Source organism: ANME-2 cluster archaeon, assembly GCA_014237145.1.
GTDB lineage: Archaea > Halobacteriota > Methanosarcinia > Methanosarcinales > Methanocomedenaceae > Methanocomedens_A.
The window spans coordinates 19,753-43,318 of sequence record JAAXOC010000101.1; the positions used below are offsets into that span (position 1 = coordinate 19,753).

Here is a 23,566-nt window from a genome sequence, read left to right on the forward strand (position 1 = left end):
CGTGAATCAAGGACTATATATTATAGGAATATTTATGAAAAATAAAGACCAATCCCAAAACAAAACCAAAAATCAAACAAATTCTACGATGAAATAACTATTAGTTATATTATTTTCAATATTTATTATCATGTACTGATATTTTTAAACTAATACAGATTTTCAAATTAATATATCTCAAATAATATTATATTAATAAAATGGTAATTATAAAATACCGTCACATCTCAAATAATATTGTACTAATAAAATGTTAATCAAAAAATACTAATATATTAAAAAATTGTTTTGTATGTTGTCACATTTATATTTCATGTGAAAATTTGTTTGAAGTAATAATATTGTCAATCACTTGATAAAAATTTGTAATGAAACCGGTTTAAGATGAACTAATGAAAATATGATAAAAAAAGTGAGAGATACTAATGATGAGTGACTCTGGAATTTTTGTACACAGTGATAAGTAGAAACATATATATATTAAAACTGCGAGAATTAATGCATTATTATTTGTAACAGATGATAAATTTTCTTCAATGGAGCGCATGTTATGGGATCCCTCAAAAGAAGAATCAAGGAACGGTTAGAAAAGTATCTTGAACTTGATACTGTAGGAATAAGAAATACTCTCCTGAACATCTTCCTTGAAATAAAAGAGGCTACTGTTGATACAATTCATAAAATCCTTTCTAAGAAATATGATGTCTCACATAATATGGTAGCATCAATGATAGGCTATGTGCATTCAAAACTGGGGATACTCAGAGCACGTAAAGAGTCCTATAAAACACCAACAGTATACACACTAAAAGATGATTACGTAGAATTGGTGAAATCTGCATTAATAAAGCCTAAGCCCACTTAAGTATCGCATTTGCTAACGTTTTATTGATAAGTAAAATTCCAATAGCGCAGCATGGAATAAAATAAATGACCCTTGTAAAAGATGCTCCAAGAACCTCAACTACAATACTAGTAAGGTCAGAATCAAATACCCGGATAAGCCGTTCCAGGGACCCTTATTATGATCTGATGCGGCGTATCTTCCAGGAAGAAAGAACTGCTGCAAGGGGTCAAAAATTTCTAATACTTATAGAAGAACGGCAGAAAAACAAAGACCCGGTAAGAACAAATGAATGGAAAGAGATCGCAGAAGAATTGGGTGTGGGAAAAGCTTCATTCTATTCAATGAGGAATAAACTACTTGGAGCTGGCTTTATAAGCAACAAGAACGGTGAATACAGACTTTCCGGGCAATTCAGCAAAGACCTTAAGGACATGGCAGAATGGTGGTGGAGTGCAGTATTGAAAAACGATCCCGAAAACCTTTAGTCGATCATATTTTCAATCTCATTGTTCAAGTGGATAATTTTTTCGATGATATGTTCCTCACGCCCTTTTTTTCTGAGGATTTCCACCTTTTCGAAGATCGAGACTCTCGTTTCATCCTCAACCAGATTATCTGCATGGGCCACGATCTTTTCTTCCAGGGTTAAAGGAATATACCTATCTGGCGGCAGACCCAACGAAACAGTATCTTCAGGTGTTATTCCTGCACCGATATGTGTCCTGATAATTCCGGCTATCTTATCATCAAGCCCAAAATCCTTTGCCAGAATGACCCCCTCCACCCCATGCCTGATGTCGTGTGTTCGTGACCGGCCGACATCGTGAAGTAATGCTCCAATCTGCACAAGTTCTATATCTACGGCATACCCGTTATGATAAATTTTCTCAGCCATCTCCCTGGCACAATCTGAAACCACTTTGCAGTGATTTATCACGTTGTCACTGCATCCGGCAAGCTTAAGCAATTCAATAGCAGCGTTTTTATCCGGTATCAAGCTTACGTCAACTCATTGATCCGCTTTTTCAAAGTCTGCCTGATAAGTTCATTGTCATCAAAGATCACATCCTCACCACAATTGGGACATAAGAACTCTAACTCAGCCACAGTATCAAATACGAATCGACCACAGTTGTTCTTGCAAACATAGAACATATTATCATTTTCAAATTCAAATTTGGTCTTGAGATTCCGGATAAATTTTTTAGTTTCAGCTTCAAGCAATTCATTAATGCCATTAAGGTCTATTTTCCACAAGTATGTAAGCCAGCCACTGTCCTTATTCCTTTCACGCCTGTATGTGGCAAGCCTATTCTCAAAAAGAATATAGAGGGTTCGCCTTACAATGTTTAACGGGACGTTCGTTATCTCAGCTACTCCATCATCAGTAATCTCCCCATCAGGCATGTTCAGGACAACGTCCATTCCATCTTCTCCAACCAAATTAAATAAAAGACCTTGAATTACCGGATCATCCAGGTTTACCAAATTTATTCACCTACACCCTAATTGTGTGCTACAAAGACATTAAACTTCCGTGTGGATATCTTCAATAATATCAGTTAGACCATTAACAAGCTGCTCTACCTGCCTGACAACTTCCATCCTGCTGTTGCCTTCTGATAAGAACGATACCACTGGTTCATCCTTTTCACACACAGTTCCTTTGGAAGGAACATCGGCAGTCGTACCTTTATTGTAACATTGCACTAAATAATCATATTCCTTTTTTTCCACCACAAGCCTTCGCGGGGCAAAGAATATTGTCTTGATGGAAAAGCACTGGCTATCCCCGCACACGGACAGCTTTCCCTGGAATGATTCATGGTGCAGCCGGAAAATGTTGAGCCCGGTGGACCTTTCAACTGTATCGATGCTTCCCTGGAACCGGGGGTTGATTTCAAGGACGACAGGTCCTTTGTCAGTTATTATGAAATCCACCCCGTTCGAGCCGAACAATTCCAGTTCCACGGCCAGGTTCATAGAGGTTTCACGCATCCAGTCATTGTGTTCAGATACGTATGGTGTGATGTTACCACAATATGCAAAGGGCATCCCTGTGAGTGTATCAATCCCGGCAAGCTGTTCATTAACAGCAATAGCAACAGCTTGCTTACCTGTAGATATAATAGATACGCTTGCCACAGTGCCCTTAATGTATTCCTGAAGCAGGTACTGTCCACACTCAAGCACGGCCATTGTCATTTTAAGGTCTTTTAAATCACTTATCAACCTGTTTTCCATTCCACCGGCCCCGACCCTTGGTTTAATGATGGCCGGATAGCCACCACTCCAGTCCTCAGGAGTGTTAAGGGAATCAAGTAAGACTGTAAAAGGGTGGGGCAGGTTCAGGACCTTTAACTTACCTGCCAGCCAGGCCTTATCAGAAATTCTTGTAAATATATGGGGAGGATTATTGAGCACAGGAATATTTCCCTGGGTTATTTCTTCCACCCAGTTGCCCAGGTGTTCGAACCCGGGCCCCAACACAATGAAATCAATAGGGAGAAGTGTCCTGATAAGTGGTGCAAGTTTTGGTAGTTCCAGGTCAATGACATCAGACATGTCGTGAATTACTGACTTCTCAGAACAGACTTTCAGATCCACATCATTGAACCTGCCAAGTGTATATACCGTATACCCGGCCCGGCTGGCAGAACAGGCTATGTGGCGCGTGTTGACCCCTATTACCAGAACTTTCATACTTAACCACTAGCTTACTGCATGATACTGGCAGTTTCTGATGCTGCTCCTAAACGACCGATAATAGTAATTTGGTCGCCGTCTTCAAGTATAGTGTCCCCATGGGCGATAATAGATTGATCCCCACGTTGTATCAGCACGATGAGACTATTTTTTGGGACATTTATATCTTTGATAGCCTTGCCTACGATCTTGGGATTGCTTATTGTGGCCTCTATGATATCACCTTCCGTACCTACTTCGCACATTGTGAAAAGGTCATGGCGTCCAACCATGTTCTCAAGAATAATAGCTGCGGAATTTATAGGACTCATAGACCTGATCCCCATCTCAGAGAACAGTGGGATGTTATTCGGGTCGTTCACCCTGGCAACCAGCATGTTACTGGAAAAACCGAATTTGCTTTTCGCTATCTGGCATGCCAGCAGATTAACATTATCCTTATCCGTAGTTGCCACTATATATTTGGCATGCCTGATGCCGGCCTTTTCAAGTACATTCAGGTCATTGCCGTCGCCCTGGACTGCCTTTATTCCCAGTTCCATGACCTTTTGGCAGTTACTTTCATCAGTATCAACTATTACCACATTTTCACCGCGTTTATCAAATCTCTGGGAGAGCTCTCTGCCCACCCCTCCTCCTCCTATGATCAATATCTCCATTGGTATCACTCCTAATTTTCTTGCAAGGGTTCCGGCAAAGATGCCGGGCAGCAGGACCGAGAAGATCACAGTCAGGAATACCAGTCCTACAAGCACATCCACCCCGTCTGTAGTGCTGTTCAATCCCTTAATACGTATGGCAAAATAAGTAACCATGGATGCAGTTACAACGCCACGGGGTGATATAACTGAAATAAAGGTTTTTTCCTTAAACGATAGCATGGAATTAACGGTAGATGCCATGATCGCTGTGGGCCTGATCACAAATAATAATATCAGGATCACTGCAACTCCCATTATGCCGATATTCCAGATATATTCAAAACGTATCATGGCGGCCAGAAGAATGAAGATTATGGAAAGCAGTATTATCACCAGGTCACCCTTGAACTCCTTGATAGATTCTTTATGGGCAATTTCTGTGGAACCTATGATCAGGCCAAGTATGGCCACGGCAAGTATTCCGGAACCTTCTCCAAATATCTCGGCAAACGTGAATGTAAGTAGTACCATTGTCAAAGTGAATAGACGGGCATACTGGGCTGTGATCATAGAAAAGTTTTGCAGGATATATGCAAGTACTATTCCTCCGAACAGTCCAAGAATCGAGCCCATGCCAATTCTAACGGCCATGTATCCCAGTGCACTTATTCCTGATTTGTCCAGTAGTATCCATTCAAATATCAATGCTGCCAGAATTACACTGATGGGATCGTTCAGTACACCCTCTGTCTCAAGTATCTTGCTGATCTTCTGGTTTACATGGATTTGCTTTACCAGTGGCGTTATGACCGTGGGACCGGTGGCACAGACCAGTGCACCGAATAACATAGCCATGCCTGGCTCTATTTCCAAAAGATAATAAGCTGTGATCGATGCCCCGGTGAATGTGATCAATACTCCGATGGTTATTATGTTAAGAATGTTCCTCTGCAGTTTCCTGATATGCCTGACATTTATCTGCAGTCCACCATCGAATATTATTATTGCCACGGAAAGCGCAACGATGGCTTCCAGTTCATTTTCAAAACCGGTCATATCCACTATTTTCAGTCCTTCCGGTCCCAGGATTATGCCGAAAAGTAGCAGGAAAACTATACTGGGCATCTTCAGGAACCGGGCAAAAAGCTGGGCTCCAATACCCATTAAAAGGACGACAGCCAGGATGCTAAGAATATATGTGGCTTCAGGCATCCTTTAAGTCACCTTTATGTTTTTCAGTTAATATTTTAAAAGAATTTTGCAGCACTTTCCACAGCCCTGGCCAGGAGCTCAGCTCCTTTTTTGATATCCTCAAGGTCTACTATTTCTACAGGTGAATGGATGTATCTTGAAGGAACACTTATTACTGAAGAAGGGATGCCGCACTTGGTCAAGTGTATGGCTGTTGCATCTGTGGTCCCGCCGTCAGCCACTTCAGGCTGGATGTCGATGTTGTGCTGTTTTGCGGTCTCTTTTAACCACTTGATGACCTTTTCTGTAGCAATGAGTCCCCTGCCTCCAGCATCGGATATGGTGATCGCCGGACCTTTTCCTATTTCAATTGCGCTGTGCTTTTTTTCTATACCTGGGTGGTCACCTGAGACTGTAACATCAGTGACCAGGGCTAGATCAGGGTCAAGACCGAAAGCACTGGTTCTGGCACCTTTAAGGCCGACTTCTTCCTGGACTGTACCCACTGCATATACTGTTGATCTTACGTCCAGTTCACTTATGATGCGCATGGCTTCGATCATGAGCACGCAGCCGGCCCTATCGTCAAATGATTTGCCTGTGACCCTGTTATTGGCAAGGCGGGCATACTCGCGGTCCAGGGTGATGGGGACTCCTGGGATGACTCCCATGGCTTCGGCATCTTTGTCGTCTTTGGCACCTATATCAATGAACATGTTTTCGGCTTCTACCATTTTTTTCCGTTCTTCTTCCTTCATCGCATGGGGGGGTTTGGCCCCGATGACGCCGTAAATATCTCCTTTTTCGGTATGTAGTATTACCCGCTGGCTGTGCAGGGTCTGGTCGAACCAGCCGCCCAGTTTTACGAAGTGGACGAAGCCTTTGTCATCTATGTACTTGGACATTAGTCCTATTTCGTCCATGTGTGCTGCTATCATGATAGAAGGAGAGCTACCGTTTCGTGTTGTGATGAGGTTGCCAAGCTTGTCAACTTTGATATCGTCAACGTATGGTTTTAATTTGTCTTCGAGTAATTGCCTGATATTGCCTTCGTAACCGGAAACTCCGTGAGCATTTGAGAAAAGTTGAAGATTTTCATTTATCTGTTTCATATAATTCACCTGATGTTAGTTTAAAAGGGGTTTTTCAAGATTTAAGATTATCCTTGTTTGGTGTTAAAATATCTTGGCTGTGGAGTTATGGGTGGTTGTAATGGGAATTGATGGTTGAGTTGTGGGTGCCGGGAGTTTGGGGTGATACTCCTTTTTTGCTGGTCTTTCCTATGGTGTAGACTATGTCCTCTTCCTTCGCCTTGCAATTTTTTGATTTCACCCATTCTCTTCCACCACCTTTTATCTGCTCTGTCAGCCCATACAAATCATGAACCAGCCTGTCAATCTGGGCGCCAATAATTTTTATCTGCAGTTCATCGAATTCACCGAAAAGTTCGCAAAGCTATTGCTGCATTGACTTTGCATGCTTTGTGGCATAGTATTTCATAAATTATATATTTTTACAGCCATGACCGCTGCCGGCAGCACATTCCACAATTCAATCCCGTGCCCCACACTCAGCGCATGAGCACCCGCAGGGAGGCAAACCAGACTGTCTATGGTCGGGCAGATACATCGTTAACATAATGGAAGTTGGTGGCAAAGTTCTCACATTAATGAGATTATGAGGCAACCTATTGCATAGTATTAATATTAATTAATTCAGTTTCTATAACAGGAGGCAAGATAATGGCAGTTCATGTAGTTAATTATAAAAGAAAAGCAATTGAAAAGTTGGATGTCTTATCACCTGATAGATTAAAAGTAGTTCTCGATTTTATCGAATATCTCGAACAAAAAGAAGAACTTGATGCTACCCTTGAAATTCTTGCTGATGAAGAGTCAATGCGAAATATTAGAACTGCTGAACAGGCATGGGAGCGGGGAAGGATGCAGGAATTCACTTCATGGAACAAAGTGAAACGCCATGTATGAAATCTTTCTTCACGATCAAGTCGTTAAATTCTATAACAAACTCGATGATAACCATGGCCACCACCGGCAGCACACTCCACTATTCACGTCTTTATCCCATACTCAGCGAATGGACACCTGCACGAATCCACAAGGCTGGCTGCCACACTGCCGCCCTTGCGGGCTGCGGTGGCAGGGTAAAGTGCAGATGCCGGAACGGCGGGAGAGTGTGGAAGTGTGAGAACGGGGTAGGGGCTGGACAGCATTTCACTGTGAACCGTGGAGGGCGCTGAGGCACGCAGAGTAAGGGAAAAAACGATCTGTGTGCCTCTGTAGCTTAGAATAGCACAAATTATATATTTTAACTGTTGGCGGCGGCAACAATTCAATATACACAGACGATGCAACGTATCCACTTCAAATCTAAGGGTAATTTAAAAATTATTAGACAGGATTAACAAGATCGACAGGATATACTGCAACGTCAACATCCTGTAAATCCGGTCAAAATACCATGCTTTTTGAAGTAGATACGATGCAACCTGAAATCCATATCTTAAAAAAACCTTGAAAATGATACAATGTCCCTTTTTATATTTAGAATCAGGAATCACCTATCTTTTCCAGATATTCGTTTAAATGGTTCTGAATTTTTCGTATATCTTCAGTATCGGGCAGGGTGGTAATGATTTTCTCAATGATCTGCCTTTGTTGAATATAACGGAATGTCCGGGTAAAATTAATGTCAAATATCCAACCCAGTTGCAGGAGTTTCAAATCATTATATGTTTTCAGGGCATGGGAATTTGAAACCTGGTTGTTAAGGATATCTTCGACAAAACAAAGTGAATATCCGGATGTGTCAGGAAGTTCAAGTTCTAATGCAGGGTTGCGGTGCTTATGACGTTGTGCATAATAAGTTGTCACAACCAGCCATACATCCAATTTGTCCGCATCCCGTAATAATTTCGAATACAGTAAACAATCAGGTTTTTCATCTGCGGGGTCGGGAAGTTTGAGTACATTGTGATATCCTATGGCTTTATAAGCGATTGAGCGTTGCGTTTTTGTGAGCCGGCTTAATACGTTTGTTTCTTCTAAAACCTTCAGCCCGAGAGTTGCGTGGTTTTCCGATACCTTATCATTAAAAGTGCCATAGGTTTTGAATTGTTCAAAGCGACCTATGTCGTGAAATAATGCAATGGTCTTCGCCAGATGAAGTGCATTTTTATTAAGGTCCAGGGCTTTGCCTAACCCAAGGATCTCCTTACAAACACGTAATGAGTGTTCTTCTTTAAGTCTGATATTCTCCTGGATTTTTGGATCTTTAGAGTAAAAACCTTTTACGTAATTTCGAAACCATGAATGGAAAAAGGCAGTGTCGATGGTATTCTCTATTATGTTTATCCCTCTTGTTGTTTAGCTGTTTTCATTTACACTTCTTGTAGTCATTACCGTCATCAGACGGTGCAGCCGGACCGTGGATGTTACGCGTAGCCTGGTCATGATAAAGTCTACCTGCCCTGAATTTAGGGCTTACTTGAGAATAACCGGTCAAAATCAATTTATAATCTCCCGATAGATATATAAGAGAATTCGAACCGCAGATAAACGCAAATGAACCGCGGGTGTTGAGTACGAGTTGCATGATTATTATTGTATCTGTTTTTCTGGCTTTTTGGTAAATTAACCACAGATAAACACAGATGAACACAGATACGGAATTTGCTGTACCTATTGAATCTTACTGATATTTTTCAATTCATTATTCTTCTAATTTCTACTTTCGGTTTACTGAAATTAATAAGCAGGCAGAGTTTAAGTCCGGTAATTTTAAGGTAATTCAAACATTGTGCTAAATGAATGGAATCTAACTCTTTGACGGTTTTTATTTCGATGATGATCTTGTCTTCTGCGAGGATATCGGCAAAGTAATCTCCGACCAATTCGCTTTTATAATAGACTTTTAAAGGTGCCTGTTGTTGGGTTTTGATTTCTCTTTTATTTAGTTCAATATTTAATGCATTCTCATATACTTTCTCAAGAAAACCCGCTCCAAGTACATTACTTACTTCAAAGGCAGCTCCAATAATTTTCTCGGATAATTTATTTAATTCTTGATTTGCTTCCATCTGATATTTGTCTTCTATTGATGATTCTTTTATGAATTAACCATAGGTGAACACAAATAAACACAGATGCGAAGAGGGGGAAAACGGATGGTTTTGAATGTAGTGTTTTCTAATTTAATCTCTATACTCTGTGTAGGTCTGATTCACCTGCTTTTCAACAATATCTGTGTTCATCTGTGTTTATCTGTGGTTCTTATTTTCTCCTTGATCTTTACTTTCTCTAATAACAGCCCCGAACCCCCTGGATGCCGATTTCCCCACACCGAGATAGTCAGGGATGAGGAAATTAACCGAAAAGGTCCCGGTGAATATCATTATATTGGTGTCCTTTTGCCTGCTTTTGTGTATCCTGACATCTGTCTCACAGTTTATTCTGTCCGGGACCTGATAGTCCAGTGATTTGGACATTGAGAGTATATTGCCAATGGGGGTTTTGCTCAACAGTTCTTGTTCTTTTTGTGGAATGAATGCAGATTTGCGGCATTGTATCTGCGTTTATCCGCGTTCATCTGCGGTTAAATTTTTATTGATTGTTAACTAGCAAACTGTATTCATATTGCCGTATGTGCTGTATATCTTCATAAATCATCTGATAAATTTACCAACTAATTTATTGGCACTCCTTTAGTATTAAGTCTGTTTCCAGTTGATCGATTGACATCCGGCTGCTGATAAAGGCCATAATAACATGGCGATGTGGACCGACGGGATCTTATCAGGCAGACTGCGGGTCGTACTTTGGTCGTCGAAAGATCATCGAACGGAAAAGGCACCAGGACGACTTTACCCTTCATCATAGAACGGTCTCCCGTCGGAAAGTGTGTAGATATCCTCTTCAGAATCTTTCAGGAAATAGAAGGCTGGGTTAGCGGCTGCTGCCTGAAGCCATTCAGTTTCATTTATGTCAGAGTCTTCAGGGACCAGGATGATTACACGGACACGAGTCGGTCCGGTGATAGGCAGCACCCCATCCAGAACAAGATGGTGCTGGGCGTCAATCATTCCTGTCGTTTCGATAGCTTTTGTTGCGGTTTGCACTTTGTTTTTTCTCCTATTTTATGCATATTGATCTAATCTTTCCGGCATTGGCGTTTTATTCATCTTCCACAATCCCAATCTCATCATCCGTCAGCCCATACAAATCATAAACCAGCCTTTCAATCTGCGCATCAACAACTTTTATTTGCCGCTCGTAAAGCTCATTATCTCGCTCCATTTTCACTTCGCAATATAGCTTTGAGAGTTCAAGCATGTTATCCACTAAAGCTTCAAATTTATCGTGCTGAGTTTTTTCAGATGGGTTTGAGAAATCTTGATGTGGATTGAACGTTTTCATTCTTGGTCAATCTCTTTATTTGCGAATACCATTACAGTTCCTTTAATTCCTTTAATCGGTTTAACTTCTAATGGCTCAACTTGTTCTGAGCTTGTTTCTTTATCCTCTTCAGGCATATATTCACCTCCATATTATATTTTTTATTATTAAGATTATAAATATGAGATTAGCCACAATAAACGTGTATAGAGCGACAGTAAAACGCCATATCCGTTTTTCATGTTTATCGACATTGTATCTATATGCTTCTTTAAGATAATATAAAAAATGTGAGTGAAGTTCTTTTTCAGAGTTGGATATTAACATACCAAATGTGTTTTTCTCAAACACATTTAAATCCTTATAATCGGTTGGATGAAAAATTGAGATGTTTATGACCAATGAAATGACTAAAAGAAGAATGAAAGCGATTAATAAGAAGATATCTACAATCGAAGGTTGTCACCCTTTTTGAAGCAGATATAGTACAAGTGTTAAAACAATCGAAAGAATGGGTAAAATAATGCCAATAAATGCTATGTTTCGACTATTAAAATTTAAAATATTTTGCTGCATCCTTCCAAAAACTTCAGTTCCACGATCAATAAGTAATTTATATCGTTTTCTTTCTTCTTCTCCTGGCAATTTTTTCATCTCATCCACTTTCTTCCACCACCTTTATCTCTTCCTCCGTCAGCTCATACAAATCATAAACCAGCCTGTCAATCTGTTCATCAACAATATTTATCTGCCGCTCGTAAAGCTCCTTATCTCGCTCCATTCTCACCTCGTGGTATTTCTTCTGGAGTTCGAGCATATCATCTACCAGAGAAACAAGTTTATCATGCTTTGCTTCTTCTTTCATTTCATCTTTGGACATCATAGTGAACTATGTAAGATACACTTATTATATTTGCTATAATTTTGCGAGTGTATGTCTTAGATCAGATTGGGCGTGTGGTCTGATGTAGTTTTGTAGGGCCAGCTGCCATCGGCCTGGCTATGTGCGCTGACCCGGGGCTGGCCTTCAGGGATATCCGTTTCCTGGCATATCTGCCGGTAAGAGCTCAGGCCTAATCCCAAGACTGTCATGCTTAAAGGTGTGTGTTGCAGGTCCGGCCTTTGGTTGAATGGGAGTGCTGCCGGCGGGTAGAGGGCGGTAATTTCGAAATAGTGTCATCATTACCATGACAAGCATTATATAATTATTATTATAATTTCCAGTGGAAATAAGGGGCGACTCACGGAATATAATTAGTTATCTTGCAATATTTTCACACAAAACCCTATATATATACAGCCATTTACCCAAGCGCCAATCAGCAGGATACTAAGGACTTACTGCAGCTGGCCAGGGGATATCCGGGTCCCGAGATATCTGCCAGGTAGAAGCTCCGGCCTAATCCCAAGACTGTCATGCTTCAAGGTGTATGCTGCTGGTCCGGTCTTCGGTTGATTGAGGGGCTGCCGGCGGGTGGGGGGCGCTGCCCCCCTGCCTGCCTGCGTGTCTTGATGTAAAGCCACGATTTGTGGGGCATTACAAGAAAACTGTTAAAAATTTTATTGAAGATGGGATTGATTCAGGAAAATATAATAAGATAAACAATTAATAATCTTTAATGAAAATAAATCCATTAGAAAACAGGTGGTAAGTAATATGGAATATTCTGAAATGTCAAGAAAATTAGTAGATATCCTGAAGTTAAATGGAAAACCAATCGCAGTTTCGCTTTTAACAAGAAAAGAAGACATTCCTGAAGGAATGGAAGAAATTAAAGAACCAGTTAGATATTGTCAAATGTTACAAAATGCCAGGTTCAATGATGCAATAACATTAGCAGCCGAAGAACAACATTCATGCAAAGGGGGCGCGGCTGCCATTGGACTTCGAGATTATCCTGAAAATATCTCAAGCGGAGCACTCTATTATAATAAACTCGGTAAAGAAATATCCCTCGGTATTGCCAAACGAGTGGTAGATAATATGCCCAGGCCCACACCCGGGTCAATAGTCAATACCATAGTTGCCCCGCTTGATAACACCCCGACACAACCCGATGTTATAGTGGTTATGACTGATGTTCTTGCTGCAAGACGTATCGTTCATGCTGTAATATATAGACACGGTGGACGGGTGACCGCAAACTTTGCAGGTATCCAATCAACATGTGCTGATGCTACAGGTTCACCTTATACAACCGGTGAATTAAATGTCTCCGTTGGCTGTGATGGAGCTGCTAAGAATGCAGGTCTTAAAGATAGTGAATTGGTTGTTGGCATCCCAGCAGAACTATTAGAAGATATTGTGAACATTTTAGATTCCAAGGCCCAGGATTGGGATGACTGGATGAGGTCTTAACCCCCTGAAGAAATACAATATTTTTCAAATTTCTGAAAACTGAATAATTCCGACATGCTTAATACGAGATAGTCGGTAAACCCTTATTCGAAGAATTCAGAAATCTCACTTACATGACAAACAACTATATTCCACTTCACCTGTACCACGCCAACCAGTGCGACCCAAAGAAATGCACAGGTAAAAAACTGGCCAAATTCAAACTTGCCCACCTGCATAAGACACCACGCAAGCTGCCCTCAGGCGCCATATTCCTAAATCCTATGGCGCAGCAGGCACTCTCCCGGGCAGATAATTATAACCGGGGCATAATTGTACTGGACTGCTCATGGGAAGAAGTAGAGAGAATCTTTCCCATGCTGCAAAAGCTGCGCCTTGAACACCGGGCACTACCGTACCTGCTGGCTGCAAACCCAGTTAACTTTGGGAAACCTTTCAAATTGGGAACTGTGGAAGCTTTTGCTGCGGCACTATATATCCTTGATCATAAAAAGCAGGCAGAAGATATCCTCAACAAGTTCAAATGGGGACATACATTCCTGGAATTAAACCACGAACCTCTGGACGCTTACTCAAAGGCCAGAAACAGTACGGAAGTGGTAAATATCCAGAACGAATTTATGTGATCAAAGTACTCTTGTGGTTGTTTCCAGTTCGATACCATTACGAGTGATATCAAAACTGATGGATTTGTTTGGTACGATCATGCCCCGCATCTTTCTAATAAGAAGACCCCTTTCGATCTGTGACCCCCTTTCCTTAACATAGAATTCAATCATACCATCTGTCAGGTATTTGACTGTATTTAAAGTAATATCATCATGCAGTCCCGCACCAATCACTATCAGGTGTATGCCACCAGTGAGTTTACCTATGGAAGACATGAGCTCAATGACCTCGATCACACTGTTAAGATCATATGCCCTGAGGAAATAAGAAATAGAATCAATGACCCCCCTGTATCTGGACTCACGATTCTGGCTGACAGTGGTCTTTAACTGATTAAACGGATCGAATCCAGCTTTAAGGAACTCCTTTGCAGACATCTTACTACGTAGTTCCGGAGGGAGGATATTGACAAATCTTGGTGTGTATGCATCAGTGAATTCGATCTTATTCGTTTCTTCATATTTGCTGACATCCCACCCGAAATGATCCATGTCAGCTTTGACCTCCGCAATTGAACGATCAGAAGAAAAATAAAAGGCAGATTCACCACTATTAAGTCCACCATACAAGAATTGTTTTGTGAAGATCTCAGCCCCAGCCCCCGATTCGGCAATCAACAGAAGTGTTGTCCCGATAGGTATACCACCACCTAACTGCACATCCAATCCTGTTATTCCAGTGGTTACAAGTTGATTATCTAATGAGTCAAAACTAAAATCCATGATGACACTCTTATTCAATATTTAATGATACAACATAATTAAACGATATGGTATTATAATCTTTATCTATACGTATAAAATTATTTCCTATTAACCTTTTTGTTTTGTGAAATCAAAAACCATGTGCCAGCTTAGGTGCAATGATCATAAATACCAGTGAGGCCAGCATGAGTATTGCAAAGCCAGTGGCAACCTTTCCTGCAATCATACCCATACGTTCTTCATTACCGAAGAACCGTGCCAGAATGGAATGAAGAGTGTCCCTGAACACATGCCCCCCGTCAAGGGGCAACATGGGCAGGCAGTTGAACAATCCCACATAGAAATTCATCCATCCTATCCAGAGCAGTGAATTAGCAAGCCAGAATACGCCCACACCCAGTGGTATGGCCCATCCTATGGGTTCATAGAACATATAGATGGAGGTATTGAAACCCGCGAAGCTTCCAATGAAAGGATTAGGGAAAGGCAATATCAATAATATGATCCAGCCGACTATGCCCATCATCATATACGGTATATTCTGCAGGAAATGCAGCAATTCCTTTGCAGGGTATTCCCCTACAAAGACCCCGATGGACCTTGACACAACGAAAGTCGAAAAACCTCTGACACCCATAAATCCCTTTTCTCCACCTGACGGGTTACTGGCCAGGGTAATAGAATAATTGATCTCCTCATTGGCAACGAGGGTGTGAATTATTATTTCCTGGTCAGGTGTGGTGTTTGCCATAAAATCAAAGAAATCCTGGATATCATATATTGGCACATCATCGATCCTGATGATCATTGTGTCCCCCACAAGTCCAGCTTTTTCAGCAGGCATCCCGGGTTCAATCTCCTTGAATTTCACTCCGCTGATGATACCATTTTTCTCAACATCAGGCTTCAGCAGCACTTCACTGGTCTTGCCATCTTTTCTGATCCCAAGCCTCAGGACTTCATCAACAGGAAGTGATGCAATATGTGTGTAGAAAACTGATCCGTTCTCGATTTTATTATCGTTTATGTGGGTTATCACGGTCATCTTAGTCAATCCGATATCATCGGCAGGTGATCCCGGAACCACATCAGTAATTACCACATTGGACACTGGTGCAATGCTACCTATCACAATAAAGAATAGTACGAACGCCACAAATGCAGTAACAAAATTTGCCATTACACCGGCTGTCAGTATCCTGATCCTTTGCCTGCGGGTTGCAGTCTTTTGGTCAGATGTTACTTCATTTTCGCGTTCCTTATGCCCATCCCGTGTCCCGAACAGTTGTTCTTCATCGGGTTCTGCAAACCCTCCGATTGGTATCAGTACAAGGATAATCCCCATTGACTTGACCCTGATATCCTCGGCCTTGCTCATAATAGCATGGGAGAATTCATGGACCACCAGGGTAACGATCAATCCGATAATGCCCCAGACAAATGGAATGAACTTATTTATGCCTGGAATAAGGAATATATTCCTGAGTTCATGTATCTCACTGGGGGTTTGCATGGTCTGTTCATATAACGAGGTCACCATGATGATATCAGAAAGTATGATCAAGGCGAACATCAAAAACATTCCTAGTAGCATCAACGGAATGCCTGCATCTCCAAATAGCCTCCAGAAACCTTTTGCGCTGGCAACCTTGTCAAGGAACTTCTGTCCCTTTGTAGTTCGTATCATCAATAACGGGCCATGGTTGGTGATATTGAACCGTTCAAGTATCCCATACCGCTTCAGGATCAATATGGACTGCCAGTATACTGCAAATATCAGCAAAATCTTCCAATAAGATTCAATAAATGATAAAAAGGGGTTTACCTCGCTCAAATAAAAGGCTCTCCATATTAGATATTATTATTAATCATAAGTTTTTTAAACTTAAATACGCAGTTTAGAATGGGATTATCATGTTCTCAATAGTATATATCACCACTGGCAGTATGGAAGAGGCAAAACAAATCGCAAGAAGGCTTTTGAAGGAAAAACTGGCCGCTTGCGTAAATATGTTTCCGATTACTTCTATCTACAGGTGGGACGGTGTCCAGGAAGATAACGAGGTGGCTATGATCATAAAAACCACATATGAACAGCTTGAGAACATTGAAAACACGGTCAAGGAAATGCACAGTTATACTGTACCGTGTATAATATCATTCAGCATTGACGGGGGTTCAAGGGATTACCTTGACTGGATCGATGATTGCGTGCTGCCGGTTAGAACAACAAGAAAAGATGATATCTCAAAGGATGATATTTTAAACTGAACCCGTTCATAGTTCAAATATAGGCATCTCTCTCACGGGTCCGATCATCATATCCCTGGAACCATTTCTTAAGCCTAAAGGGAGGGATGTTTCATTATTGATCTCTGAAACAGCCACACCAAGTCGTTTCATATTTTCTGTGATAATACATAATAGTTACAGATATTTTATGGAACTTTCCATTAGCAGTATAACATTTAATAAAAATCCATTAAACAAAAGTTTTTTATAGAACTACAAACACTCAGTAGCACCTAATCTAATAAGGAGGTTAATCAGATTATGGCAGCACAATTAGGTGGACAGCCGATATTTATATTAAGAGAAGGGACCGAGCGTTCCAAGGGCAGAGAAGCCCAGAACAATAACATTATGGCAGCTAAGGCAGTGGCCAATGCCGTGAGGACTACCCTCGGACCGAAGGGCATGGATAAAATGCTTGTGGACGGCCTGGGAGATGTGGTAATTACCAATGATGGTGTTACGATCCTAAGAGAAATGGATATAGAACATCCAGCAGCCAAGATGGTCGTAGAAGTAGCCAAGACCCAGGACGATGAAGTGGGCGACGGCACCACGACTGCCGCTGTACTGGCTGGAGAACTTCTAAAGGTAGCAGAGGACCTGCTGGACCAGAATGTACATTCTACCATAATTGCCAGTGGATACAGACTGGCAGCCGACAAGGCATCCGAGATACTGAAAACCATTGAGAGAACAGTAACAGAGGACGATGAAGACCTGCTCTTTAAGATCTCTGAAACTGCGATGACGGGCAAAGGCGCTGAGAGCTCCAAGGATAAATTGTCAAAACTTGTGGTCAAGGCAGTAAAATCCATTGTTGAGGTAGAGGGCGGCAAGAAAGTAGTTGATATTGATAACATCAAGGTCGAGAAAAAGGTCGGCGGCAGCATTGAGGACTCGGAACTGATCGAGGGCATGGTCATTGATAAAGAGCGTGTGCATCCCAATATGCCTAAAGTGGTGAAAGATGCAAAAATAGCCATGATCAGTGAACCTGTAGAGTTCAAGAAGACCGAAGTGGATGCAGAGATCAATATCACATCTCCTGACCAGCTCCAGTTGTTCCTGGACCAGGAAGAAAAAATGCTTAAGAACATGGTGGATAAGATCATTAATTCCGGTGCCAACGTAGTGGTCTGCCAGAAAGGTATTGATGATATGGCACAGCATTATATGTCCAAGGCCGGGATACTGGCTGTAAGGCGTGTCAAGAAGAGTGACATGGAGAAATTATCCAGGGCATCTGGCGGTGTTGTGGTCACTAATATTGATGAGATCTCTGAATCAGACCTGGGATATGCAGGCCTGGCAGAAGAGAAGAAGACAGGCGGCGATAGCATGCTTTTCATCACAGGTTGTAAGAACCCCAAGGCAGTAAGCATTGTAATCCGCGGCGGTACAGAACATGTAGTGGATAGTCTGGAACGCGCACTTGAAGATGCACTGCGTGTGGTCGGTGTTACCATCGAAGATGAGAAACTGGTCGCAGGCGGCGGCAGTCCTGAAGTAGAACTGTCCCTTAGGCTGAGTGAGTATGCTGCCACACTGAAAGGCAGGGAACAACTGGCAGTAACTCAATTCGCAAACGCATTGGAAGTCATTCCCCGGACCCTTGCAGAAAATGCCGGACTGGACCCCATCGACATGATGGTGGAACTGAAGTCCCAGCATGAAAAAGGTAACAAGAATGCAGGTCTGGACGTGTATACCGGTGATGTCATTGACATGATGGAAAAAGGTGTTGTTGAGCCTCTCAGGGTAAAGACCCAGGCAATAAACAGCGCTACTGAATCGGCAGTCATGATACTGAGGATCGATGATGTCATTGCATCCACTGGCGGCGGAGAAGGCGAGATGCCACCAGAGATGATGGGCGGCGGTATGCCACCTGGTATGGGCGGAATGCCCCCCATGATGTAAGTGTAAATATACAATAAAGCGTACCCTGTGGGGTACGTTCAATTCTTTTTTTTGTTGATGGGAATATCAACTGAATTCCTGTTAATTCCGCCTGGGATTATCGATTTTTTCAACGTATAGGAAAGTATATACTTACCTGTAGGCTTAGAAAATGCGAACGAAGTGAGCATTTTCTTGATTATTTTTTATTCTCGCACCGAGACTTTTTATTATTTCCTGATCACCACTTAAGTATTTCGCGAACTATATAACTAAGTATGGCATTTCCAGAATAAATTAAAAAGTCTCTGTAATATGACCATAATAGCAATATCGGACACACATATTGGCACATCAGAAGCTGACACACCGGCAACGCTCCGGTTCCTGCATAGCGTCGAGCAGCGCGCTGGAGACGTGACTGACCTCGTACTATGTGGTGACATCTTAGACTTTTGGAGATGCGACGCAATGGATATGGTTCTCGAATCATCGCGGTTCATGAGCGCGCTAATTAACATGGCAGATGCGGGCGTTAACATCCACTACATTGCCGGAAATCACGACTACGTCATGCGCAAGGCAAAGAGCAGTCACAAGCGCATCAAGTTCTCGACCGATCTGGAACTTAAGCAGGATGGGTGCATCTGGGATTTCATACACGGCTGGGAGTTCGATAAGTTCATGAAACACGCATACTTCGATGCGTTCTGTTATACAAATATAACACGCGGAGATGCAATCTGTAAGACCTACAATATGTATCTGCGCTTCTTGCAACCGATTGAGGGGTTTCTTGCAAGGATCAGAGGACATTTCATTCAGAACGACATGAAGCAGATGATACGGCAACATGATAAAACCAAACTACTGAAAAACCAGATACCGCATGGTGGTGATCCACTCGGTAGCGTAGACTTTCCAGATGGCGGCCTGATCTTCGGGCATCTACATATGCCATATTTAAACGCAGCGGAGCGGATGGCGAACTGCGGCTCATGGCACAAGTCACATCCGATCCACAACACATATATTGAGATTGATGAAAGCATGGTACACCTACGGCGAGAGTTCGAATGAAACTATTAATCAGGAAATAATAAAAAGTCTCGTCAAAGAAGCCCTTCTAACTTGGAATAGGTTCGGATATACCACGTTATATGAAATTCCGAACCCTGCCTTTGAAAAAGAAAGATGTTTATACAGAAAATGAAAGATAAAAAAATTATTGCAGGTTAACGAAAGGAGACTTACCATGCGCAATTATTGCAAAATGCCAAGCACTGAATTTAATGTCAATTAATTCCACCCAAGATTATTGATTTTTTCAAAGAATCATGAGCATCCTCCCTCTTAGGTCACAGGTGGCCCTACAACCATCTTTTTTTCTTGGTATAAATCATCATTCCGAGTCCTATGATCAACATAACCAGGAGGATCATGGGATAACCATATCGCCATTCGAGTTCCGGCATATACCTGAAGTTCATCCCGTAAACCCCTGCTATAAAAGTCAGGGGGATGAATATTGTGGCAATAATCGTTAACACCTTCATAACTTCGTTCATCTTATTGCTGATACTCGAGATATAGAGGTCAAGCATTCCGGAAAGCATATCACGAAATGTATCTATTGTGTCGATCACATGGATCGTATGATCGTAAACATCACGAAGATATAGCTCGGTTGACTCCCTGAACAGATCCGATTCTCCTCTTTCCAATTTGCTTAACACCTCACGCAGGGGCCAGACCGACTTGTGAAAAAGCAGCATTTCTCTTTTTAAATTATGAATAGAATGCATGGTTTTTGGTCCTGGTTCATCTATGAGTTCTTCTTCCAGATCTTCTATCTTGTCTCCAATTTTCTCAAGGATTAAAAAATAGCCATCGACGATCACGTCCGTCAAAGCATAAGTAAGATAATCAGCCCCCATCTTTCTTATACGTCCTTTTCCGTTTATGATTCTTCGTCTCACCGGATCAAAAACATTCCCATCTCCCTCCTGGAACGAAATAACGAAATTCGAGCCAATAATCAAACCAACCTGGTCCACCTTTATCTTCATGTCCTTTTCCTCAAAACAGAGGTTCTTCAATATGAGAAAGATGTAATCATCAAAATCCTCCATCTTAGGACGTTGTTCTGTATTGGCAATATCTTCTAAGATAAGAGGGTGGATATTGAAGTGCTTGCCAACCTTCTCTATGATCTCTAACTGATGAAGACCTTCTATGTTTATCCAGGTGATGGTTGGTGTATCCCTAAATGGAAAAGATTCCTCGATCGTCTCCAGTTCCCTTTCCTGGAATTGTGTCTCATCATAATCAATGATCGTAATTCTTTCTTTTACGGCTTTTCTCTCCCCTATGTGGACGAGAGTCCCGGGAGGGAGTCCCACTTTCTCTGACCTCTTTCTAAAAAGTCTGTGCATTACAATCCACCTGATACTGCCTTATAGATCGAATTCAGCTAACTTCCTGTTTCTGAAGTTCATTGGCAAACCAAACCGTTCGCTGTGGGAAGGCGATTTCGATTCCGTTTTCTTCCAGATCCTTCTTTATCTTCCACAGCATCTCCATTTTAAGATCGTACCACTCAGTGGGAGGTGCCCAGATCCTAACAATGATATTGACTGCGTTATCTCCGAGATTATCAACAAAAACCGTTGGTGATGGATCTTTAAGGGCAATAGGATGCTCTTCGATAAGGTCTTCAATGATCTCAATAGCATCATCAGCATCATCGCTGTACCGTATTCCAACAACATACTCAAATCGTCTTGCAGTATTGGCAACATAATTCGTAATCTTGTTTGTAAATACCTTCTCATTTGGTATCCTGACATACAGTCCTTCATAAGTTCTAATTATGGTCGAGACTGTGTGAATGTCCTCTACAAATCCTGAAGTTCCATCGATATCTACCTGATCACCGATCTTAATCGGTCTCTCAAACATCAGGAAAAGCCCGGAAACCAGGTTACCTACTATACTCTGTGTTGCAAAACCTATCACTATACCAATTATACCCCCTGCAACGAGTAAACCTGAAAGATCAATCTGGAGATCTTTGAGGCTAAATAATACAGCAATGACAATGATCGTGTAATAAGTAACTTTAATAACTATCTCCATAAGGTCTCTGCTCATCCTATCCTTTAGAGACCTTCTGAGGTAGATTACTACTACTCTGGCTATTAAGACAGCAATTATTAAAAATACTATTATCTTGAGAAGATCGAAACCGGTGACGTTTCCATAAATAACTCTATCCAGAACTGTGAAATTTCCATAAATAACTGTATCAAAAATCATATACCTTCTTCCATAAGAAACTTTGTTGCAATCATAGGAATCTTTATCGAGGTATAAAGTTCTAAGGACCTTTTCATCCCTTTCCCAAGATGAGAGCCGATAAAACCGATTTCTGCGACCTTCTTGCTCAAAATCTTCATATTCGCTTTCATAGAGACCATATCATCACTGTAGTAAATCTTCATTCCGTATGCATTAAAGACCGCTTTTGTTACTTCCACCCACCTCTTGGTTGTGTTTGTCATGCTAAGTTCTATTACCCCTTCGTAAACTGGATTTATATCAGGCATCGTGAAATAAACATCACTCTTCCAGTACTTGCATATAATACCACTTTTAACAGAACCATATAAAGTAAACTTCTGCTTAGCCAGAGAGAGAATATCAATGATCTGATAATCCTTTTTTCCATGCACGAAAACACCGATCTCGACTGGAAATTTTATAAAGATTATTTTTCTTGCCGTAGGTTCGATAAAAATTGATTTTTCAAACTCTATAAGGAGATATGGAGTCAGCTCTTTGGGCATGTGCAATGGCTCAATAGGATTAATAAGGACTTTACTGTTACTTGACAGAAAAACATTCTCTACTTCCTCATCCATGCACTTTCTTTTGTAAAAGAGACCTCCTTTATCCCTCTCAATAGAAAGAGAGATCCCTTCTCTTACAATACTCAAAGGAATATCATGTAAGCCGAAGATGCCAGGTACTTTCATTATTTATCTACCTCTCATAGCAAATCCCTCAATAATAGCGTTGAATATCTTTCTTCTTAGTACTATAATTATCTCCGTCTTCACTCTTAATTTCTCTGGATTAAAATAAGCTTCGTTCAGATAGAGCTCACGATTGATCTCCACCTGGATCCAGGGTATCTTATTTCGCCCGTAATGAAACTGTGAGATATACCCGCCGGAAAACGGATCATTTATTGCAATTTCGCCTTCATCAGCAAATGCATGCCTGAAAGATTCTGCCAATGCACATATCCACTCAGGAGGACAGGTTACAGGACCATTTTCCCTGAGCATTCCCTGGCCATCACCCCGATTGCTCAAACATATCAGTGGTCTGGGCTCTCCAGAGTTATCACTGATCGGTGGTGACCTGGGCAGCATACTATGACAGTCAAGAGCCAGTCTGATATTGCGACTCTCCAGGAGATCATCCAGCTTTTCGTGATATGGAAAGTAATATCTCTGTAATAATATATCGATAAGAGCAACGTCAGGAAACCTGCCTTTCTTATAGATAGGTGTGCCGTTTGTGGTCATGGTTTTTATAACACCATCCGGGTTTTGCAAAGGACGATCATCTGGAGCCCGGTTCACATCCACGATCGCCCTTGCGATGGGCATTTCGATGAAAGCCTCCACACTGTTCCTGAAATCGTATATCTTGCGGGTCAGGGAGTCACTATCATAGAAAATATCCCTTTTTGTAATATCAACCAAATCTTTCACTTCAGGCGGGATGATATCACCACCATGAGGTATGGATATTAATAAGGGATATCTGAT

General features: G+C 41.6%; 27 protein-coding genes and 1 pseudogene. 9 read left to right on the plus strand and 19 right to left on the minus strand.

Going from position 1 to position 23,566, the window contains the following annotated elements; genetic code table 11:
* Positions 1–550 precede the first annotated feature (550 nt).
* Both HF974_14260 and HF974_14265 read left to right on the plus strand, forming a co-directional pair.
* Entirely contained in the window at positions 551–865 is a 315-nt protein-coding gene (locus HF974_14260) for a DUF2551 domain-containing protein (GenBank protein ID MBC2699465.1), read from the plus strand.
* Positions 866–930: 65 nt separating this feature from the next.
* On the plus strand, positions 931–1,332 hold the full coding sequence (locus HF974_14265; GenBank protein MBC2699466.1) for a hypothetical protein: 402 nt from the start codon (positions 931–933) through the stop codon (positions 1,330–1,332).
* Here the strand turns inward: HF974_14265 and HF974_14270 are convergent.
* From HF974_14270 to HF974_14290, 5 genes are read right to left on the minus strand one after another with little or no spacing between them, the layout of a single operon-like run.
* Positions 1,329–1,841 carry an HDIG domain-containing protein gene (locus tag HF974_14270; GenBank protein ID MBC2699467.1) on the minus strand — a complete coding sequence of 171 codons (513 nt, stop codon included), beginning with the start codon at positions 1,839–1,841 and terminating at the stop codon, positions 1,329–1,331. The genes HF974_14265 and HF974_14270 overlap by 4 nt on opposite strands.
* A 5-nt stretch (positions 1,842–1,846) precedes the next feature.
* Positions 1,847–2,335 (minus strand): transcription factor, encoded by a 489-nt coding sequence (locus HF974_14275; protein MBC2699468.1) that lies wholly within the window; start codon positions 2,333–2,335, stop codon positions 1,847–1,849.
* 39 nt (positions 2,336–2,374) lie between these two features.
* Positions 2,375–3,550: an ATP-grasp domain-containing protein gene (locus HF974_14280; protein MBC2699469.1), complete on the minus strand. Its 1,176-nt coding sequence runs from the start codon at positions 3,548–3,550 to the stop codon at positions 2,375–2,377.
* Between the two features lie 14 nt (positions 3,551–3,564).
* Positions 3,565–5,406, minus strand: a complete 1,842-nt coding sequence (locus HF974_14285) for a sodium:proton antiporter (protein ID MBC2699470.1) — start codon at positions 5,404–5,406, stop codon at positions 3,565–3,567.
* 35 nt (positions 5,407–5,441) lie between these two features.
* Complete coding sequence (locus tag HF974_14290) at positions 5,442–6,497, minus strand: M42 family metallopeptidase (GenBank protein MBC2699471.1); 1,056 nt, start codon at positions 6,495–6,497, stop codon at positions 5,442–5,444.
* Between the two features lie 630 nt (positions 6,498–7,127).
* Here HF974_14290 and HF974_14295 point away from each other — a divergent pair.
* Positions 7,128–7,373, plus strand: coding sequence for a hypothetical protein (locus tag HF974_14295; GenBank protein MBC2699472.1), 246 nt, complete (start codon positions 7,128–7,130; stop codon positions 7,371–7,373).
* The gene (locus HF974_14300; GenBank protein MBC2699473.1) at positions 7,370–7,645 is read left to right on the plus strand and encodes a hypothetical protein; all 276 of its coding nucleotides are present in this window, start codon (positions 7,370–7,372) and stop codon (positions 7,643–7,645) included. The genes HF974_14295 and HF974_14300 overlap by 4 nt, the downstream gene beginning before the upstream one ends.
* Positions 7,646–7,955: 310 nt before the next feature.
* Here HF974_14300 and HF974_14305 read toward each other — a convergent pair whose 3' ends face one another.
* From HF974_14305 to HF974_14340, 8 genes and pseudogenes are all read right to left on the minus strand, one after another.
* The gene (locus HF974_14305) at positions 7,956–8,750 is read right to left on the minus strand and encodes an HD domain-containing protein (protein MBC2699474.1); all 795 of its coding nucleotides are present in this window, start codon (positions 8,748–8,750) and stop codon (positions 7,956–7,958) included.
* A 359-nt stretch (positions 8,751–9,109) separates the two neighbouring features.
* Complete coding sequence (locus HF974_14310; protein ID MBC2699475.1) at positions 9,110–9,484, minus strand: GxxExxY protein; 375 nt, start codon at positions 9,482–9,484, stop codon at positions 9,110–9,112.
* Between the two features lie 180 nt (positions 9,485–9,664).
* Complete coding sequence (locus HF974_14315) at positions 9,665–9,973, minus strand: CRISPR-associated endonuclease Cas6 (GenBank protein MBC2699476.1); 309 nt, start codon at positions 9,971–9,973, stop codon at positions 9,665–9,667.
* A 227-nt stretch (positions 9,974–10,200) separates the two neighbouring features.
* Positions 10,201–10,281: pseudogene (locus HF974_14320) on the minus strand (type II toxin-antitoxin system PemK/MazF family toxin).
* Positions 10,268–10,486, minus strand: coding sequence for a hypothetical protein (locus HF974_14325; protein ID MBC2699477.1), 219 nt, complete (start codon positions 10,484–10,486; stop codon positions 10,268–10,270). Before HF974_14325 ends, HF974_14320 begins: the two are co-directional and overlap by 14 nt.
* A gap of 91 nt (positions 10,487–10,577) precedes the next feature.
* Positions 10,578–10,820 (minus strand): hypothetical protein, encoded by a 243-nt coding sequence (locus tag HF974_14330; GenBank protein ID MBC2699478.1) that lies wholly within the window; start codon positions 10,818–10,820, stop codon positions 10,578–10,580.
* A 441-nt stretch (positions 10,821–11,261) separates the two neighbouring features.
* The gene (locus HF974_14335; protein ID MBC2699479.1) at positions 11,262–11,462 is read right to left on the minus strand and encodes a hypothetical protein; all 201 of its coding nucleotides are present in this window, start codon (positions 11,460–11,462) and stop codon (positions 11,262–11,264) included.
* A complete protein-coding gene (locus HF974_14340; GenBank protein ID MBC2699480.1) occupies positions 11,455–11,664 on the minus strand; it encodes a hypothetical protein in 210 nt (69 codons plus the stop codon). Before HF974_14340 ends, HF974_14335 begins: the two co-directional genes overlap by 8 nt.
* Positions 11,665–12,456: 792 nt before the next feature.
* Here HF974_14340 and HF974_14345 point away from each other — a divergent pair.
* Positions 12,457–13,158 (plus strand): DUF169 domain-containing protein, encoded by a 702-nt coding sequence (locus tag HF974_14345; protein ID MBC2699481.1) that lies wholly within the window; start codon positions 12,457–12,459, stop codon positions 13,156–13,158.
* A gap of 113 nt (positions 13,159–13,271) precedes the next feature.
* Complete coding sequence (locus HF974_14350; protein MBC2699482.1) at positions 13,272–13,784, plus strand: DUF367 family protein; 513 nt, start codon at positions 13,272–13,274, stop codon at positions 13,782–13,784.
* Here the strand turns inward: HF974_14350 and HF974_14355 are convergent, their stop codons facing one another.
* Both HF974_14355 and HF974_14360 read right to left on the minus strand, forming a co-directional pair.
* Complete coding sequence (locus tag HF974_14355) at positions 13,785–14,549, minus strand: signal transduction protein (protein ID MBC2699483.1); 765 nt, start codon at positions 14,547–14,549, stop codon at positions 13,785–13,787.
* A gap of 112 nt (positions 14,550–14,661) precedes the next feature.
* Complete coding sequence (locus tag HF974_14360; GenBank protein ID MBC2699484.1) at positions 14,662–16,335, minus strand: PDZ domain-containing protein; 1,674 nt, start codon at positions 16,333–16,335, stop codon at positions 14,662–14,664.
* A gap of 110 nt (positions 16,336–16,445) precedes the next feature.
* On the opposite strand from HF974_14360, the gene HF974_14365 reads away from it, so the two are divergent.
* The 3 genes from HF974_14365 (at position 16,446) to HF974_14375 (ending at position 19,805) form a co-directional block, all read left to right on the plus strand.
* Positions 16,446–16,802, plus strand: coding sequence for a divalent-cation tolerance protein CutA (locus tag HF974_14365; protein ID MBC2699485.1), 357 nt, complete (start codon positions 16,446–16,448; stop codon positions 16,800–16,802).
* A 282-nt stretch (positions 16,803–17,084) separates the two neighbouring features.
* Positions 17,085–18,746, plus strand: a complete 1,662-nt coding sequence (locus tag HF974_14370) for a thermosome subunit (GenBank protein MBC2699486.1) — start codon at positions 17,085–17,087, stop codon at positions 18,744–18,746.
* Positions 18,747–19,040: 294 nt separating this feature from the next.
* Complete coding sequence (locus tag HF974_14375) at positions 19,041–19,805, plus strand: hypothetical protein (GenBank protein MBC2699487.1); 765 nt, start codon at positions 19,041–19,043, stop codon at positions 19,803–19,805.
* Positions 19,806–20,095: 290 nt separating this feature from the next.
* Here HF974_14375 and corA read toward each other — a convergent pair whose 3' ends face one another.
* Genes corA through HF974_14395 form a run of 4 tightly spaced genes read right to left on the minus strand, consistent with a single transcriptional unit; the run spans position 20,096 to position 23,566 of the window.
* Positions 20,096–21,160, minus strand: coding sequence for a magnesium/cobalt transporter CorA (corA, locus tag HF974_14380; GenBank protein ID MBC2699488.1), 1,065 nt, complete (start codon positions 21,158–21,160; stop codon positions 20,096–20,098).
* A gap of 34 nt (positions 21,161–21,194) precedes the next feature.
* Positions 21,195–22,043, minus strand: a complete 849-nt coding sequence (locus HF974_14385; GenBank protein ID MBC2699489.1) for a mechanosensitive ion channel family protein — start codon at positions 22,041–22,043, stop codon at positions 21,195–21,197.
* Positions 22,040–22,747, minus strand: coding sequence for a DUF432 domain-containing protein (locus tag HF974_14390; GenBank protein MBC2699490.1), 708 nt, complete (start codon positions 22,745–22,747; stop codon positions 22,040–22,042). The genes HF974_14385 and HF974_14390 overlap by 4 nt, the downstream gene beginning before the upstream one ends.
* Positions 22,748–22,765: 18 nt before the next feature.
* A complete protein-coding gene (locus HF974_14395) occupies positions 22,766–23,566 on the minus strand; it encodes an N-formylglutamate amidohydrolase (GenBank protein MBC2699491.1) in 801 nt (266 codons plus the stop codon).